A 15,118-nucleotide genomic window follows, 5' to 3' on the forward strand; every position below is an offset into this window, starting at 1 on the left:
ATGTGGTTTTGAAAGTGTGGCTACCTTGTGACCGATGTCAATGCAATGAGTGATGACCATGCGCCTTCATCACACCCCAATGATTTCGGCTTCCGTGACCTGGCGGACCAAGCGCCCTGCGTCTTGTGGATGGCCGACGCGGGTGGCGACTGGCGCTTTGTCAACGCGGCGTGGACCCGGCTGTCAGGCCAGGCGACGATGCATGCAACCGGCCGCGGGTGGCTGGATGTCGTAACGGAAGAGAGCCGCGGCGCCGTCAGCGCGGCATTCGCCAAAGGCGCGGCCGACGGCGCGCCTTTCAAAGTAGAAATCTGTCTGGCCACGGCCGACGCGGCCGGCCGCAAGGTCTTGCTCCGAGCCATGCCCGTAATGCACGACCAAACGCTTACCGGGTTTTCGGGGTCGATCGCACCGGTCGACCATGCCCCCAAGGCGGTACTGTCGGACGACGAACAACGTCAACTTTTCAGGAACCGGCGAGAGCTGGAGACATTGGTCGAGAATTCTCCCGATGTCATCGCACGCCTCAGCCGGGACCAACGGCACCTGTATGTGAACCGCGCTACGCGCGATGCGTTTGGCATCGAGGCAAGCGATTTCATCGGCAAGAGCATTGCCGAAATGGGTTTTCCGGATTCGGTGGCCGCCGCCTACGACAAGGCCGCCCGCGATGTGTTCCAGTGCGGTGAGGAACGCGCGTTCAATTTCACCTTGGACGACAGCGAGTCACGCACCCGGCATTTCACTACCCGCATCCTTCCCGAATTCGAACGCGACGGCAGCATTGACTCGGTGCTGGCCGTGACCTATGACGTCACGCAGCGCACCGAAGCGCAGCTTGAACGCGACGCCTTGTTGATCCGTGAACAGGCGGCACGCTTCCAGGCCGAGGCCGCATCCCGCGCGCGCGACCAGTTCCTGGCCATCGTGTCGCATGAACTGCGGTCGCCCTTGAACGGCATCCAGAGCTGGACGCATGTACTGGAGAACCGCGTCGATACCGGCACGCCCTCCGTTGCGCGCGCGATCGCGGGCATAAAAACCGGCGTGCAGCAGCAGGTCCGCATGATCGAAGAGCTGCTTGACGCGACTCAGGTCATGACCGGACGCCTGCGGATGCCCAAGCAACCCTTTACGCTCCAGCCCGCCATCGACGCGGCGATCTCTAGCGCGGCCAAGGCGGCCGCTGAACGCAATGTGTCGGTCACGACCGCGTTTCCCGAATCGCCGATCCGTCTTGTGGGCAATGCCGAGCGGGTCGAACAGATCATCTGGAACCTGTTGACCAATGCCATCAAGTTCAGCCCGCAAGGGTCGGATGTGAAGGTCACGGTGGAAACCAGCGACATCGACGTGCGGATTTCGGTGGTGGATCAGGGCAAGGGCATCTCTTCGGAGTTCATGCCTTTCCTGTTCGACCCGTTCCGCCAGGCCGATTCATCGAACACGCGTCGCACCGAAGGTCTGGGCCTGGGACTGACACTGGTTCGCCAGCTGACCGAGTTGCATGGCGGCCGCGCGGTGGCCTACAGCGATGGCGAAAACCAGGGGTCGACCTTCTCGATTTACCTGCCGCTGCGCAATCAGGCCGATTCGGAAGACGAAGGCCCCCGCGCCGTGCAGACGATGGCCGGGGACGACAAGCCGCTGAGCTCGCTCGAAAACGTGCGGGTGTTGCTGGTGGACGATCAGAAGGAAGCGCGCGATTCCTTGTCCGAGTTGCTGACGCATATCGGTGCCCAGGTCGCGCCGACGGATTCGGGGCAGCATGCGCTCGACCACTTGCGTCAATGCGGTCCGGACGACGCGCCGCAGGTCATCATTTGCGATATCGCCATGCCCGATATGGACGGCTACGAGACCCTGAAGCAGGTGCGGCAGCTGGAGCGCCAGGTGTCGACGCGGTTTCGAGGGCCGATTCCGGCGATCGCATTGACGGCCTTCGGTCAGCGCGAAGATCGCGTACGCGCGCTGGCGAATGGATTCCAGGTCTATCTGACCAAACCCGCCAATCCCTCTGAGCTGATATCCGTCATAGCGTCGTTGACGGGTCCCGCCGCCCAGGCAACGGCTGGGCAGCGGGTGGCAAGCGGCGTGCACTGAAGGTTGTTCCTGTCAACGGTAGCCGGTGGTCATCGTTGACGGCACATAAAAAAGCGCCTCGAAATGGTCGAGGCGCTTTTTTGGCTGGTGGCCCATTGGCGGGCCACCCGAGGTCAGCTCGTTGCGCGCATGCGATCACGCAGATCGCGGATCTGGTCATGGTTGCGAACGACACCTTCATATTGCGTCTGGACGAGCGCAAGGATGTCGGCAGGCAGATCCTGTTTCAAGGCATCCTGATACCGTGCCTTGGCGACGTCTTCGCCGCGCTCGCACTCTTCCAGAATGGCCAGGTCGGTGCGGCCGGCAACAGCGGCCTTCAGGCTGACCCACCCACGGTGCACGGCGCCGCCAGCGGTGCCGCCTTCTTCAGGCTTGCCGCCCAGTGCCGTCACTTGCTGACGCAGTTGAGCAGCGCCCGATGCGCAGTCCGATGCACGGCGCAGCAGCAGGGCTTTCAGTTCAGGGTTCTTCGCGTCCTCGGCGGCCTGGCGGAAGCCTTTGTCGCCGTCGTTGCTGATTTCAATCAGTTCATTGAGCACAGAGGTAATTTTCGTCATGGCTTGTCCTTTTATCGGTACGTCGTGGGGACCGGATCGCGCTGCCAAGCAGCGCTCCGGCTTCTGCCTACCTGCTCAGCATGATTCGATCCCGGCCGACCTGCGGCAAAGGCATGTAAGCACTCGGCCTACAGGGCGTGCGGGCAGGTCCATGCGCGACGGCAATCCATAACCCCGCGTGTAAAAATGGGCATGGATATTGCATTGCGGGAGTCACCCTATTGTGATTGTGCCCGCCATGCCGATGTTGAGCGCTGTACCGCAAGCCCCCGACCATGCCGCCGTCTGCGCCGAACGCGGCCGTTGGGCCCTGGCCGGCCTGCCGTCGATCGCGCCCGGGCTGTTGGTGCCGGAAGGGCGCCGCGCCGTGGTGGTGACGCCCGATCCCGACGATGAAGTGGCCAGCCTGGGCGGCCTGATTCATGGGCTCCACTTCCTGGGTCGGCCACTTACGATCATTGCGGCAACGGGTGAAGCGGGGGCGCATCAAGCCATAACCCACCGGAATACGATGGCGAGGCGCAGGTTCAATACGCGCCTTATTCTGGGGCGCTGCATCGTCTTGGGGTGACGAGCCGTGCGGAAACGGACGCGGCGCTCTGCCGCGTGATGCACGCCGGCATGGAAAAAGGAGCGCTGCACCGGAATGAGACGGCGCTGGCGGCCTTCCTGGCGTGGCGGCTCAAGCCGGGCGACGTGTTGTTCGCAAGTTGGCGCTTCGATGGCGATCCCGACCACGAAGCCGTGGGGCGGGCCGCCCTGGCCGCGGCGGCAATTGTCGGCGCGAAGTGCATTCCCGTTCCTGTGCATGCGTGGGACTGGGCCATGCCAGGCGATACCCGTATTCCTTGGCATCGCGCTCGTCGGATCAACGTCGATCAATATGGCCTGTACGCCAAACGCAAAGCGCTGTCAGGTGACGGCGTTCCAGGCGATCCCCGCCTGGACGGCCCCAGTGCAAGGCAGCCTTACGAAATCGTGCTGCTGTAGAGGGTCATGCCGACGGCCGCCACGTAAAAAAGGCTGGCAAACGCCAGCCTTTTCTCGTCACACGGATGGGACGTTTGAACTCCCCTTATTTGTTCGGGGCCTTCTGCGGCTTGAGCTTCCAGTCCGCCTCGTCCTTTTCGGACTCGATCCGCTTTTCGGCATTCACTGCCGCACCCGGTGAAATCGGGTCGCTCGCGGGGAACGTCTGGTCCAGGGACTCGTCCAGGAGTTCCTGGTAGGTCGGGACTTTCTTGTCCTTGTCGGCCGTGCCATCCAGACGCTTGTCTTCTTCAGTCTTCTTTTTGTCGGTGGTCATCGTTCACCTCCATGTGTCAACGGCAACAGTGCTCTGCGAGTGTTACAGCAAGCGGTGTGCCCGACGGGAGTATGGGACCATCGCAGCTCATTCAATAAGACTCAACATCAAGGCATTTCTGCCAAGGCGGCATGCATGGAAACGCTGAACGTAGGCAGGACGGTCGCTGCGGACGCACCGTTCTTTATCGTTCTGAACCGTGGGTCGGGACGCAATGACGCCGACGAAACCAGCGATATCGTACGCCGGGTCATGGAAGGCGCGGGACGCCGGGTGGAATTCCTGAAGGTGGGAGACGCTTCGGAACTGGCAAATACCGCGCGCCGCGCGGTAGAACTTGCAAGGGCGCAGGGCGGGGTCGTGGTCGCCGCGGGAGGAGACGGCACCATCAATGCGGTGGCCCAGGCGGTGCTGGGGCAGGGCTGTCCCTTTGGCGTGCTGCCGCAGGGCACCTTCAACTACTTTGGCCGCACCCACGGCATTTCGCAGGACACCGAAGAGGCGGCACGCGCATTGCTCGACGCCACCATTTCTCCGGTACAGGTAGGCATGCTCAACGAACGCCTTTTTCTGGTCAACGCCAGCCTGGGTCTCTATCCCCAACTGCTGGAGGATCGCGAGACCTACAAGCGCCAGTATGGCCGCAGCCGTCTCGTGGCGTTGTGGTCGGGCATCATGACCGTCATGCGGTCGCATCGCCGTCTGCACATCGACATGGAGCAGGACGGGACCACCCGCAGCCTGCGGACCGTGACGCTGTTCGTCGGCAACAATCGTCTGCAGCTTCAGCGCGTAGGCATCGAGCAGTCCGATGACGTGCACGCCGGCCGGCTGGTCGGCATTGCGCTGCGCGACATGAGTGGCCTGGCCATGCTGGGCTTGCTGTTCCGCGGCGCGATGCGCAAGCTGGGGGCGCCGACGATGTCATCGATTTTTCATTCACGCAACTGGTGGTCAAGCCCCGCACCGGAAGCCGCTCGCGCCGCTTCAAGGTGGCCACCGACGGCGAAATTCTGTGGATGGAAGCGCCCCTGGTGTTCAAAGTGGCGGCCGAGCGGCTGCCGCTGCTGATCCCGCCACCCGATCAGCGCAAGGAGGAGGCGTGACTGTCGTCCTGCAAGTGTCGGACCCCCATTTTGGCACCGAGAAACCCGATGTCGTCGAGGCACTGCTGCGCCTGGCGCACAGCCTCGATCCGGACGTGCTGCTGCTGTCAGGCGACATCACGCAGCGCGCAAAACGATCCGAATTCGCTGCCGCCAAGGCCTTTGTCGACCGGGTCGGCGCGCGTCAGGTCATTGCCATCCCGGGCAATCACGACATTCCGCTGTTCAACCTGCTTGCCCGCGCCGTGTCGCCTTACGGGCATTACCAGGAAGCGTTTCCCGGCACGCTGGAGCCGGTGTTCTCGTCGCCCGACCTGCTGTTGATCGGCGTCAACTCGACGCGCAACTACCGTCATGAAGACGGCACCGTGTCGGCCGAGCAGATCGCGCGGGTGTCGGCCGCATTGATGAAGCGCCGCCCGGGGCAACTGGGCATCGTGGTGGCCCACCACCCGGTGCACGTCCTTTCGCCTCAGGATGGCAAGAATCTGTTGCATGGTCACCGCGCGGCCCTGGGCACCTGGGTGCTGGCCGGCGCGGATCTCGTGCTGGGCGGCCATATCCATCTGCCCTTCGTTCGCCCAGTCAATGACGCCTTGCCCGGCCTGGGCAGGGATGCCTGGGTGGTGCAGGCCGGCACCGCCGTATCGACGCGGACCCGTGCCAATGCGCCCAACTCCGTGAATGTCATTCGCTATTCGCCCACTGCCGACGCCGGCCGCTGCGCCATTGAACGCTGGGACTGTGTCGATGCGGCGCAAGGATTCACGCGGGTCGATCAGATCCTGGTCACGCCCTGCCGGGGAGTGCGTTCGTCATGACGCTGGCGTCCACCGCGCAATGGGTAGGGATGCACCCCGTGGCGTCCTACATCGCGACCACGATCGGCACCCTGCTGTTGGCGGGATGCCTGGCGTGGGTCCTGCACTGGACGGTGCGGCGGGGGCGTGACCGTTGGCGGGATCGCCTGGGGCCGCGCGTGTGGCTGGCGATTTACGCGGGCGCGGGCGCCGTGGCCCTGTTGATCGGGATGGCCGCGTTTGCCGAACTGGCCGACGCCCTGGACGCCGACGAATCGATGGGCAGGTTCGACAGCTTGCTGGCGGAGGCGCTGCGCACGGACCCGTCCACCCGCATGCTGGAAGTGCTGGCGTCGCTGACCCGCGCGGGCAACATGGTGACGCTGGTGATCGTCAGCATCGTGGTCGGGGTGGCTTTGCTGGTCGCGCGCCGGCGCCTGTTCTTTTGCGCCTGGGTGATTGCCGTCGCGGGCAACGGCGTGTTGATCCGGGTCCTGAAAGGACTGTTCCAGCGAGTGCGGCCCCTGCATGAACATGGCTTCGTGATCGAGCAGGGCTGGAGCTTTCCAAGCGGTCATGCATCGGGGTCGCTGGTGGTGTACGGGATGCTGGCGTACCTGGCGCTGCGGCTGGCGCGGCCGCCCTTGTCGCTGCTGATGGCGGGCGGTCTGGTGGCATTGTTCCTGGCCATCGGATTCAGCCGCGTGTTCCTGTATGTGCATTACTTCAGTGACGTGCTGGCGGGTTTCGTCTCGGGGGGCGCGTGGCTGGTGTTGTGCATTACCGCGTGCGAAGTGGTGATCCGGACGACCCCCGTGCGCGACGTGGATCGCGCGGCGGGCGAACCGGCGGGGCGGGCCCGGATCCCGTGAGTCTGCGTGCTGATCCGGCTGCGGTCAGGCGCCCGCCATTGCCCTGCCTGACCGCCGTGCCGACTGCTTGAATTCGCCTACGTGTCATCCCTTAATTTCCTTGGCCGGGTGCCGTTATACCGACGAAGCGCGCACCGCGTAACGTCTTGCCCCGACCAGAGGAATCCATGAAGTCTTCGCTCAAGTACGCTTTGTTCGTCACCCCGCTCGTGCAAGGCGTGCTGTTCACCACGATTGCGGTGCTGGCCTACGGGCAACTGAACCCGGGCGCAGGCGTGCCGGCCGTCCCGCCGTCGACGCTGGCCATCGTGGCTGCGCTGGGGGTGGTGGTGGCGGTGGCGTCGGCCTGCCTGGGCCGCCTGACCCTGTCGCGCCGGCAACAGGCTGTCGAACAGTTGTCGACCCACTGGTCCCGCGCCGCCACGACGGGCGCGCCCGCGCCGGCCCTGGGACATGGCGACATCGATCAGCTGGCCCTGCGCTTCGACCAGTTGATGGCGCAGTTCCGCCCGGCGCTGGTCCAGTCCTCGCACATTGCCGATGCCTTCCTTGACACCTGCGCGCAGATGTCGCAATACGGCGAGCGCGCCAACCAGTCGGTGCAGCGCCAGAGCCACGAAATCGAACAGCTGGCCACGACCATCCAGGCCCTGCAGCAGGCGGTTGCCGACGTGCTGGAACGCTCGTCGTCCGCCTATGACGCCGCCCGGAATTCCGAAACGCACATCGTGCAGGGGCGGACCATTGTCGACAGCGCGCATGCCACCGTGGCGGATCTGGCTACATCGATCGAAACGGCGGCCGGGGTGGTCGACTCGCTGGAAGAAGAGTCGGGCAATATCGGCAAGGTGCTGGTCGTGATCCAGAGCATTGCCGAACAGACCAATCTGCTGGCCCTGAACGCGGCGATCGAAGCAGCGCGCGCGGGCGAGCATGGCCGGGGCTTTGCCGTGGTGGCCAATGAAGTGCGCACACTGGCCAGCCGCACCCAGCAATCCACCGAAGAAATCAAATTGATGATCGAACGCCTGCAGGACAATTCGCAGCGCGTGGTCAATGCCATCGGCGATGGCCGCAAGAAGGCGGCGACCAGTGTCGAGCACACCCTTGCCGCCGCGGGCGTGCTGGGCAATATCTTCGACAATGTGCGGGTCATCATCGACATGAACGGCCATATTTCGACGTCGGTGGCGCAGCAGCAGAAGTTCGCGGCGGAAATCGGCAGCAATGTCAGGAATGTGCAAGACATTTCCACGCATACGTCCGAAGGCGCCAAGGAAGCGGCGCAGGCCCGCCGCGGGCTGGCTGGCCTGGCAGGCGACCTGAAGCAGCTGGTCGGGCCTTACGGCGCCTGATCTTCCAGCAGCCGCGTCACTTCCCGCGCCACATCCGTGGCGGGGATTCCTGCCATGCCGGTACCCGCCGGCGATGGCTGCAGGGGCGTGAGCAGGCGGCTGTAGGCCATGGGCGGCGATGCGCCGAACAATCCTACCGTTGGCACATTGGCCGCCACCGCCAGGTGGATGCCCATGCTGTCGTTGCCGGCAAAGGCCCGGCAGCGAGCCACCAGGGCGTGGCCCGTGGTCAGCGGTAGGGCAGACCGGGTCACGTCCAGCCAGCGCACATGCCGAGGCGCCGCCGCAAGGATGGCGTCCGCCGTGTCCGCCACATCGGCCGCGCCAAACAGCAGGAACGACAGCGTCGGATCGCGATCAGCCAACAGCGACGCGACTTCCTGCCATTGGGCCACGCCGTACCGCCTGATCACGGCTGACGTCGACAAGCCAAAGCCGACAAGATTGGGGTGATCCTGGGCCAGCACCGCCGCATGGGCCGCCGCGTCGGCCGACACGGTCAGAGACGGTTCGACCGGCCTGACGGGATAACCATACTTCTTGAACAGCCGCGGTAGCCAGGTATGGGTGTCCGGATGGGGCGTACCGGTACGCCGGACCGCGATGCGCTGGGTCATCCAGGGCGCGCGCCACAGCTTGTGCGTGCGCAGGAAACCGGCGCGCACGGGAATCCGCGCCGCGCAGGCCGCCTTCAAGACATGATCCTGGTAGCTAAACAGAAAAAGGGTATCGATGCGCAGCGGCGCCAGCAGCGCGGCCAGGCGATCCACGCGGTGTGCCTTGTCGTGATGCAGGTCGGGAATGGCAAGCACGTCACGCACGTACGGCTGCGTATGCAGCAGCGGCGTTGCGACAGGCGGGGTAGCCAGCACCAGTGTCACGGGCGCTCCGGCGTCGTCTGCCAGGGCTCTGACGAAACCCAGGTTCATCAGTGTGTCGCCGATGCCGCCCGAGATGTAGACGGCCAAATGGCGGGGCACGGTCGAGGCGCGGGTGGCGGCGCCGGCCAATACCAGATTGGGCGGCTTGCCCGGCTCGCCCGGCTTGCCTGGCTCGGTACCCGACGCGATGAACGCCACGATCAGGCGGGCTGGGCAGGAGGCGCAGCCGGCCGTGCGCCAGACGCGCCGGCATCGGCCGCGCCCGAAGCGTCACCGCCGGTCGCATCACCCGCCTTGGGCGCGGCCAGCGGACTGATGATGACGGTTTCCTGCGGGTTCGTGAGCTGGATACCCAGTTCACGGAACCGGCGCCAGATGCGTTGGTTGAAGCCGCGCTGCACGCCCCATCGGCCGCGGTCGGTGGTGCGGATCTGGCCGGCCAGGGTAATCGTGGCGCCGTCGACCTGATCCACGCCCCACAGGTCCAGGTCGGCCAGGATGGCATCCTTGAATTGCGGGTCGTCACGCATCTCGGCGCCCACCTGCTTGATCGCGGCAATGACACGATCCAGATCTTCGTCGGCGCGGACGCTGAGGCGGATCGCCGCGTTGCCGATGCCGCGATTGGTGTTGGTGACCAGGCTGACCGAGCTGAACGGAATCACGTGCAACGCCCCGTCGCCCGCCCGCAGGCGCACGGTGCGGATCGACAGGTTTTCCACGACACCGGACACGCCCGCCACGGTAACGGAGTCGCCCACCTGCATGGCGTTTTCGACCAGCAGGAAGATACCGGTGATGAAGTCCTGCACCAGCTTTTGTGAACCGAAACCCAGTGCCACGCCCACGATACTGGCCCCCGCAAGCAGCGGCGCGATGTTGATCCCCAGCTGATTGAGCGCGGTCAGCACGACCACCAGCCCGATGACAATCAGCAGCGTGGTGCGCATGATCGGGACCAGCGTGCGCAGGCGCGTGGCCCGGCCGACGTCGCCTGCCCCCGTCCAGAGCGCAATGCGGCGATTGATCCAGAAGTTGCTGCCTTCCCACGCCACGATGGCCAGCACGCACGCAACCGCGATGGTGCTGACGGCCGACAGCAGGCTACGGCCGATCGTGCCCGGCGCGAACCAGGCCAGCACGCTGAAACCCCAGACCTGCAGCAGCGTCAGGATCGCGACGATCACGACGACCGCGATCACCGCGCGTTGCGTAAACCGCTGGTAGTGCTGGATCACATGCACCGACTTGCCATCTTCGGCCGGGCTGCCAAAAAAGTCTTGTCGAGCGCGCCCAGGGCCAGGTAGCCGGTCACCACCGCCACCAGCAGCACGCCAGCGGTCAGCGCGAAGTAATGCAGCAGTTGCTGGAAGCCGTTGTCGACCCCAAGCGCCCAGACGACCCACAGCCCGACCACGAACAGGGCCAGGGCGGGCGCCCAGATGTCGGCCAACAGGGCTCGCAGGGCCACGACGCTGTCGCGTCCCTGGCCCGACCCGCGAATCCAGTGACCCACACGGTGACGGGACTGGAAAATGACGGTAATGACCATCAGATGCACCGCCAGCGCCACCAGCTTGGACATCGCATTGCGTGCGTCACCGGTCGCGCCGACCGCCAGGGCAACGTCCGTCAGGGCCGCGCCGAAAACCGCAACGACCACGATGCGCCGGAACCAGCGGCGCAGGTAGCGCGCGGTGTCGTTCGTGACCGGAGCCAGCCGCAGACCCGGGCCGGCCGGGGTGATCAGCACGCCAATGGCGCTCATGGTGACGCGGGTGGCGGCATAGGCGCCGACCAGCGGCAGGATGGCGCGATAGAACGCCGAATTGAGACCGCCCGACAGCGCGATCAGCAGGCTGGTCGTTCCCAGGAAGCCCAGCAGCGGCAGCCATTTGACGATGGCATATGCGACGGCATACGGAATGCGGCGCAGGACGCCCCAGTGCCGGTCATAGCGCTGGCGCGGCGGCGCGGCCGGAGCCGCAGCGGCGTCGGACGCGGACGCGCTGGCAGCGGCCAGGGTGATGGGCGATACGGGTACGCCGGAGGACGCCGCAGCCGGCGTGACGGCGGGTGTGGCCGCAGGCGGCGTGCTGACGGCGGTGGAGGCACCCGGTGTGGCGGAAGACGCTGCCGCCGCCGAACCGGCTGTTGCCGCCGCAGCCTGCGCCGTATCCACCGTGGGCGGTTCGACCACTACCGCCTGCGCCGCCGTGCGTTTGGCTTCTTCGGTGGCGAACCGCCGCGCGGCATGCGCCGCGACGATGTCGCGCGGACGGTGCAGCACGCGCTTGAGCAGCCATTCCACTGCCAGACCAGCGGCCAGGATCACCAGCACCGCACCGATGGCCCGCAGCGCGTTGGCGCGGGCCTCGTCGGTGCCGAAGCGGCTGTCCCACCAGACGCCGATCGTCCGGAATTCCAGGAAGGTGCGGCCCGTGACCTTCAGTTCATTGCCGACGGCGTCGAACCATTGGCCGACGCGGTCGAAGATCTGCGCGACGACGCCGGTTTCGACCAGCGCGATTGGCGCGGCCTCGGCGGGGGCTTCTTCAGCCGGTGCGTCGGCGCCCGGCGTGGCCGCCGTGGCCTGGGAGATCACGCGCAGCGTTTCTTCCAGATCGGCGCGCTTCTTTTCGTCCTGGAGCGTACCCAGCACGCGTTTGGCCTGCGACGCCGTGACCGGCGCATCGGCGGACGCCGCGGCGGGGGCCGGGTCGGCGGCCACGGCAAGGTGCATCCACAGGCTGCTGAAACACAGCAGGGCGATCAGGAACAGGCGCGATGAAGATAGCTGCATGGGACTCGTGGAACGAAAATGACTCCCAATTCTAACGACGCATCCCGACCATGGGGCAGGCCCGGGCGGACGAAAGCGTCCTACCCAGGCCTGGTTTTGTAAGAGGTTGCCACCAGATCGAGGAAAATCGCGCGCGGATCGGAAGGTGTGCGCACGCAAACCTGCCGATCCGGCTGGGGTTCAGCGAGGCGTATCGGGCGCCGGAGCGGGGGATGCGCCAGCCGCGGACGAGGCGGGCGACGAACCGGCCGCCGGCTCGCGAATGCCACGCATCCGGCGCACCGCCCGTCCGATCCAGTGCTCGACGTCGTCGACATAGGTGAAGACCGCCGGCACGACGAGCAGGCTCAGCACGGTCGACGTGATCAGTCCACCGATGACGGCAATGGCCATGGGCGACCGGAAGCTGGCATCCGCCGCGCCGAAGCCCACGGCGATCGGCAGCATCCCGGCGCCCATGGCGATGGTGGTCATGATGATGGGACGGGCGCGCTTGTGGCAGGCGTCGCGCAAGGCGTCCCACCGGCTCATGCCATGGTCGCGACGCGCGACGATGGCGTACTCCACCAGCAGGATCGAGTTCTTGGTCGCGATGCCCATCAGCATGATCAGGCCGATCAGCGACGGCATCGACAGCGCTTTCTGCCCGATGAGCAGGCCCACGAACGCGCCGCCCAGCGCGAGCGGCAGCGCGCACAGGATCGTGACGGGATGCAGGAAGTCCTTGAACAGCAGCACCAGCACCACGTAGATGCAGAGTACGCCCGTCAGCATGGCCAGCCCGAAGCTGTTGAACAGTTCGGTCATCACTTCGGCGTCACCGACTTCGGCCACCCGTACGCCCGGCGGCAGGTTGCGGATCGAGGGCAGTTCCATGACCGCCGTCTTGGCGTCCCCCAGGCCGGTACCCGACAGTTCGATCTCGAAGTTGATGTTGCGTGACCGGTCATACCGGTCGATCACGGCCGGACCGCCTTCCATGCTCAGGGTGGCGACCTGGCCCAGCATGACCGGCCCCCGCGCCCCCGGTACCGACAGCCGTTCAAGCAAGGACAGGTCCTTGCGCGCCGAGTCTTCCAGCTTGACGACGATGGGGACCTGCCGCTGCGCCAGATTCAGCTTGGGCAGCGACTGGTCGTAGTCCCCCAGGGTGGCGACCCGCAAGGTCTCGGCAATGGCAAAACTGGTCACGCCCAGGTCGGCAGCGCGCGCAAAGTCCGGCCGCACCGCGATTTCGGGCCGCACCAGGCTGGCCGTCGACGTGATGTTGCCCAGCCCGCGCACGGTGCGCAGGTCGCGTTCCACGGCCCGGGCGGCCGTCGTCAGCGCCGCCGGGTCTTCGCCACTCAACACCAGGATGTATTTCTCGCCCGATCCGCCCAGGCCCACCGTGCTGCGAATGCCGGGCAGGCTTTCCAGCGCCGCGCGGATCTGGTTTTCCACCACCTGCTTGCGCGGGCGTTCGCCGCGAGGGTCCAGCTTGACGGTCAGCGTGGCCTTGCGCGTTTCGGCCACGCCAAAGCTGGCGAACGGATCGCCGCCCGCGCTGCCGCCGCCCACGGTCGTGTAGACGCTGCGCACGTGATCGATCTTCATCAACCGCTGGCGGGTTTCTTCGGCCGTGGCCAGCGTCTGCTGCAGGGTGGCGCCAGGCGCCAGCGACAGGTAGACCTGCGTCTGGGAATTATCGTCGGGCGGAATGAAGCCGGTCTTGAGCAGCGGAATCATCGCGATCGACCCGATGAAAAACACCGTGGCCAGCAGCATCGTGGCCAGCCGATGCGTCATGCACCATTCGGCTGCCCGCATATACATCCTGAGCCAGCCAGGCTCCTTTTCCTGCGTCACGACGGGCTTGAGCATGTAGGCCGCCATCATCGGCGTCAGCACGCGGGCCACCACCAGCGACGCGAACACGGCCAGGGACGCTGTCCATCCGAATTGCTTGAAAAACTTGCCGGCCACGCCGCTCATGAAAGCCGTGGGCAGGAACACCGCGATCAGCGTGAAGGTGGTTGCGATCACCGCCAGTCCGATCTCGTCGGCCGCTTCCATGGCGGCGTCGTAGGGGCTTTTGCCCATGCGCAGGTGGCGCACGATGTTTTCGACTTCCACGATCGCATCGTCCACCAGGATGCCGACCACCAGGGACAGCGCCAGCAACGAAATCACGTTGATGGAGAAGCCGAGCAGATACATGCCGATGAAGGCAGGGATGACCGACATCGGCAGTGCGATGGCCGAGACGAAGGTGGCGCGCCAGTCGCGCAGGAACAGCCACACCACCAGCACGGCCAGCAGCGCGCCTTCATAGAGCAGGTGCAGCGATCCGTCGTACTCCTCTTGCACGGGCTGCACGAAGTTGAAGGCTTCCGTCAGCGTGATGTCGGGGTGCTGCTCCCGCAGTTCGACCAATGCCTTCTGGATCGCGGCGCCTACGGCCACCTCGCTCTGACCGCGGCTGCGGGCGACTTCGAAACCGACCACCGGCTTGCCGTCGAGCAGGGCCGCGGCGCGTGGCTGCGCAATCGTGTCGATCACATTGGCGACCTGATCCAGCCGGATGCGCCGGCCGTCGGACAGCGGAATCTGCATGTCGCGCAGCTGGTCGGCCGACTGCACGGTGGCCAGCGTGCGCACGGGTTGTTCGCTGCCGCCCAGGTCCGTGCGGCCCCCGGCGCTTTCCACCTGCACCTGCCTCAGCTGCCGCGAGATATCGGCCGCCGTGGCGCCCAGCGCCTGCAGCTTGGCGGGGTCGAGGTCGACGTGCACCTGCCGGGTCACGCCGCCCACCCGGTTGACCGCGCCGATGCCAGGCAGGGCCAGCAGTTTTTTGGTGACGTCGTTGTCGACGAACCAGGACAGGGACGGCGCATCCAGCTTGGTGGACGCAATCGTGAACGCCAGCACCGGTTGCGCGGCCAGGTCCAGCTTGGTGACGACCGGGTCGCGCACGTCGGCGGGCAGGTCGGCCCGCACCCGCTGGATGGCGGAACGCACGTCGTCGACCGCTTCCTGCACCGGCTTTTCCAGCCGGAACTCGACGATCAGTGTTGCCGTGCCGTCCTGGACCTTGGTGGTGATGTGCTTGAGGCCCTGCACCGTGGCGATCGAGTTTTCGAGCTTGCGCGCGACGTCGGTTTCCAGCTGGGACGGGGCCGCGCCCGGCAGCGATGCCGTCACGGTCACCGTGGGCAGGTCGATGTCGGGAAAGTTCTGGATCTTCATGGCTTTGAACGCCAGCAGACCGCCAAAGGTCAGCAGGACGAACAGCATGACCGCCGGAATCGGGTTCCGGATGGACCAGGCGGAAACGTTCATGGCGTCACCCG

The 15,118-nt window shown here is 65.7% G+C and carries 12 protein-coding genes and 1 pseudogene; 7 read left to right on the top strand and 6 right to left on the bottom strand.

The features are described 5' to 3' along the window. Positions 1-45 precede the first annotated feature (45 nt). Entirely contained in the window at positions 46-2,103 is a 2,058-nt protein-coding gene (locus tag ACNANG_RS18210; RefSeq protein WP_420224182.1) for an ATP-binding protein, read from the top strand. A gap of 113 nt (positions 2,104-2,216) precedes the next feature. Here ACNANG_RS18210 and ACNANG_RS18215 read toward each other — a convergent pair whose 3' ends face one another. Continuing rightward, positions 2,217-2,663 (bottom strand): ferritin-like domain-containing protein, encoded by a 447-nt coding sequence (locus tag ACNANG_RS18215; protein ID WP_420224183.1) that lies wholly within the window; start codon positions 2,661-2,663, stop codon positions 2,217-2,219. A 223-nt stretch (positions 2,664-2,886) separates the two neighbouring features. Here ACNANG_RS18215 and ACNANG_RS18220 point away from each other — a divergent pair, with 223 nt between their 5' ends. After that, entirely contained in the window at positions 2,887-3,234 is a 348-nt protein-coding gene (locus ACNANG_RS18220) for a hypothetical protein (RefSeq protein WP_420224184.1), read from the top strand. 50 nt (positions 3,235-3,284) lie between these two features. Further along, positions 3,285-3,653 carry a hypothetical protein gene (locus ACNANG_RS18225; protein ID WP_420224185.1) on the top strand — a complete coding sequence of 123 codons (369 nt, stop codon included), beginning with the start codon at positions 3,285-3,287 and terminating at the stop codon, positions 3,651-3,653. 85 nt (positions 3,654-3,738) lie between these two features. Here the strand turns inward: ACNANG_RS18225 and ACNANG_RS18230 are convergent, their stop codons facing one another. After that, complete coding sequence (locus ACNANG_RS18230; protein ID WP_420224186.1) at positions 3,739-3,969, bottom strand: hypothetical protein; 231 nt, start codon at positions 3,967-3,969, stop codon at positions 3,739-3,741. A 135-nt stretch (positions 3,970-4,104) separates the two neighbouring features. Here ACNANG_RS18230 and ACNANG_RS18235 point away from each other — a divergent pair. The 4 genes and pseudogenes from ACNANG_RS18235 (at position 4,105) to ACNANG_RS18250 (ending at position 8,102) form a co-directional block, all read left to right on the top strand. Further along, a pseudogene (locus tag ACNANG_RS18235) lies at positions 4,105-5,075 on the top strand (diacylglycerol/lipid kinase family protein). Further along, a complete protein-coding gene (locus ACNANG_RS18240) occupies positions 5,072-5,896 on the top strand; it encodes a metallophosphoesterase family protein (protein WP_420224187.1) in 825 nt (274 codons plus the stop codon). The pseudogene ACNANG_RS18235 and the gene ACNANG_RS18240 overlap by 4 nt, the downstream one beginning before the upstream one ends. Further along, positions 5,893-6,747 (top strand): phosphatase PAP2 family protein, encoded by an 855-nt coding sequence (locus tag ACNANG_RS18245; RefSeq protein ID WP_420224188.1) that lies wholly within the window; start codon positions 5,893-5,895, stop codon positions 6,745-6,747. Before ACNANG_RS18240 ends, ACNANG_RS18245 begins: the two co-directional genes overlap by 4 nt. Before the next feature lie 167 nt (positions 6,748-6,914). Continuing rightward, positions 6,915-8,102 carry a methyl-accepting chemotaxis protein gene (locus tag ACNANG_RS18250; RefSeq protein ID WP_420224189.1) on the top strand — a complete coding sequence of 396 codons (1,188 nt, stop codon included), beginning with the start codon at positions 6,915-6,917 and terminating at the stop codon, positions 8,100-8,102. Here ACNANG_RS18250 and ACNANG_RS18255 read toward each other — a convergent pair. From ACNANG_RS18255 to ACNANG_RS18270, 4 genes are all read right to left on the bottom strand, one after another. Then, entirely contained in the window at positions 8,090-9,181 is a 1,092-nt protein-coding gene (locus tag ACNANG_RS18255) for a glycosyltransferase family 9 protein (protein WP_420224190.1), read from the bottom strand. The two genes, ACNANG_RS18250 and ACNANG_RS18255, sit on opposite strands and share 13 nt — an antisense overlap. A 2-nt stretch (positions 9,182-9,183) precedes the next feature. Further along, positions 9,184-10,227: a mechanosensitive ion channel family protein gene (locus tag ACNANG_RS18260; RefSeq protein ID WP_420224191.1), complete on the bottom strand. Its 1,044-nt coding sequence runs from the start codon at positions 10,225-10,227 to the stop codon at positions 9,184-9,186. Beyond that, entirely contained in the window at positions 10,218-11,786 is a 1,569-nt protein-coding gene (locus ACNANG_RS18265) for a hypothetical protein (protein ID WP_420224192.1), read from the bottom strand. The genes ACNANG_RS18260 and ACNANG_RS18265 overlap by 10 nt, the downstream gene beginning before the upstream one ends. Positions 11,787-11,966: 180 nt before the next feature. Further along, positions 11,967-15,107, bottom strand: a complete 3,141-nt coding sequence (locus ACNANG_RS18270) for an efflux RND transporter permease subunit (RefSeq protein ID WP_420224193.1) — start codon at positions 15,105-15,107, stop codon at positions 11,967-11,969. Positions 15,108-15,118 lie beyond the last annotated feature (11 nt).

Source organism: Pigmentiphaga litoralis (assembly GCF_048632615.1).
GTDB lineage: Bacteria > Pseudomonadota > Gammaproteobacteria > Burkholderiales > Burkholderiaceae_B > Pigmentiphaga > Pigmentiphaga litoralis_B.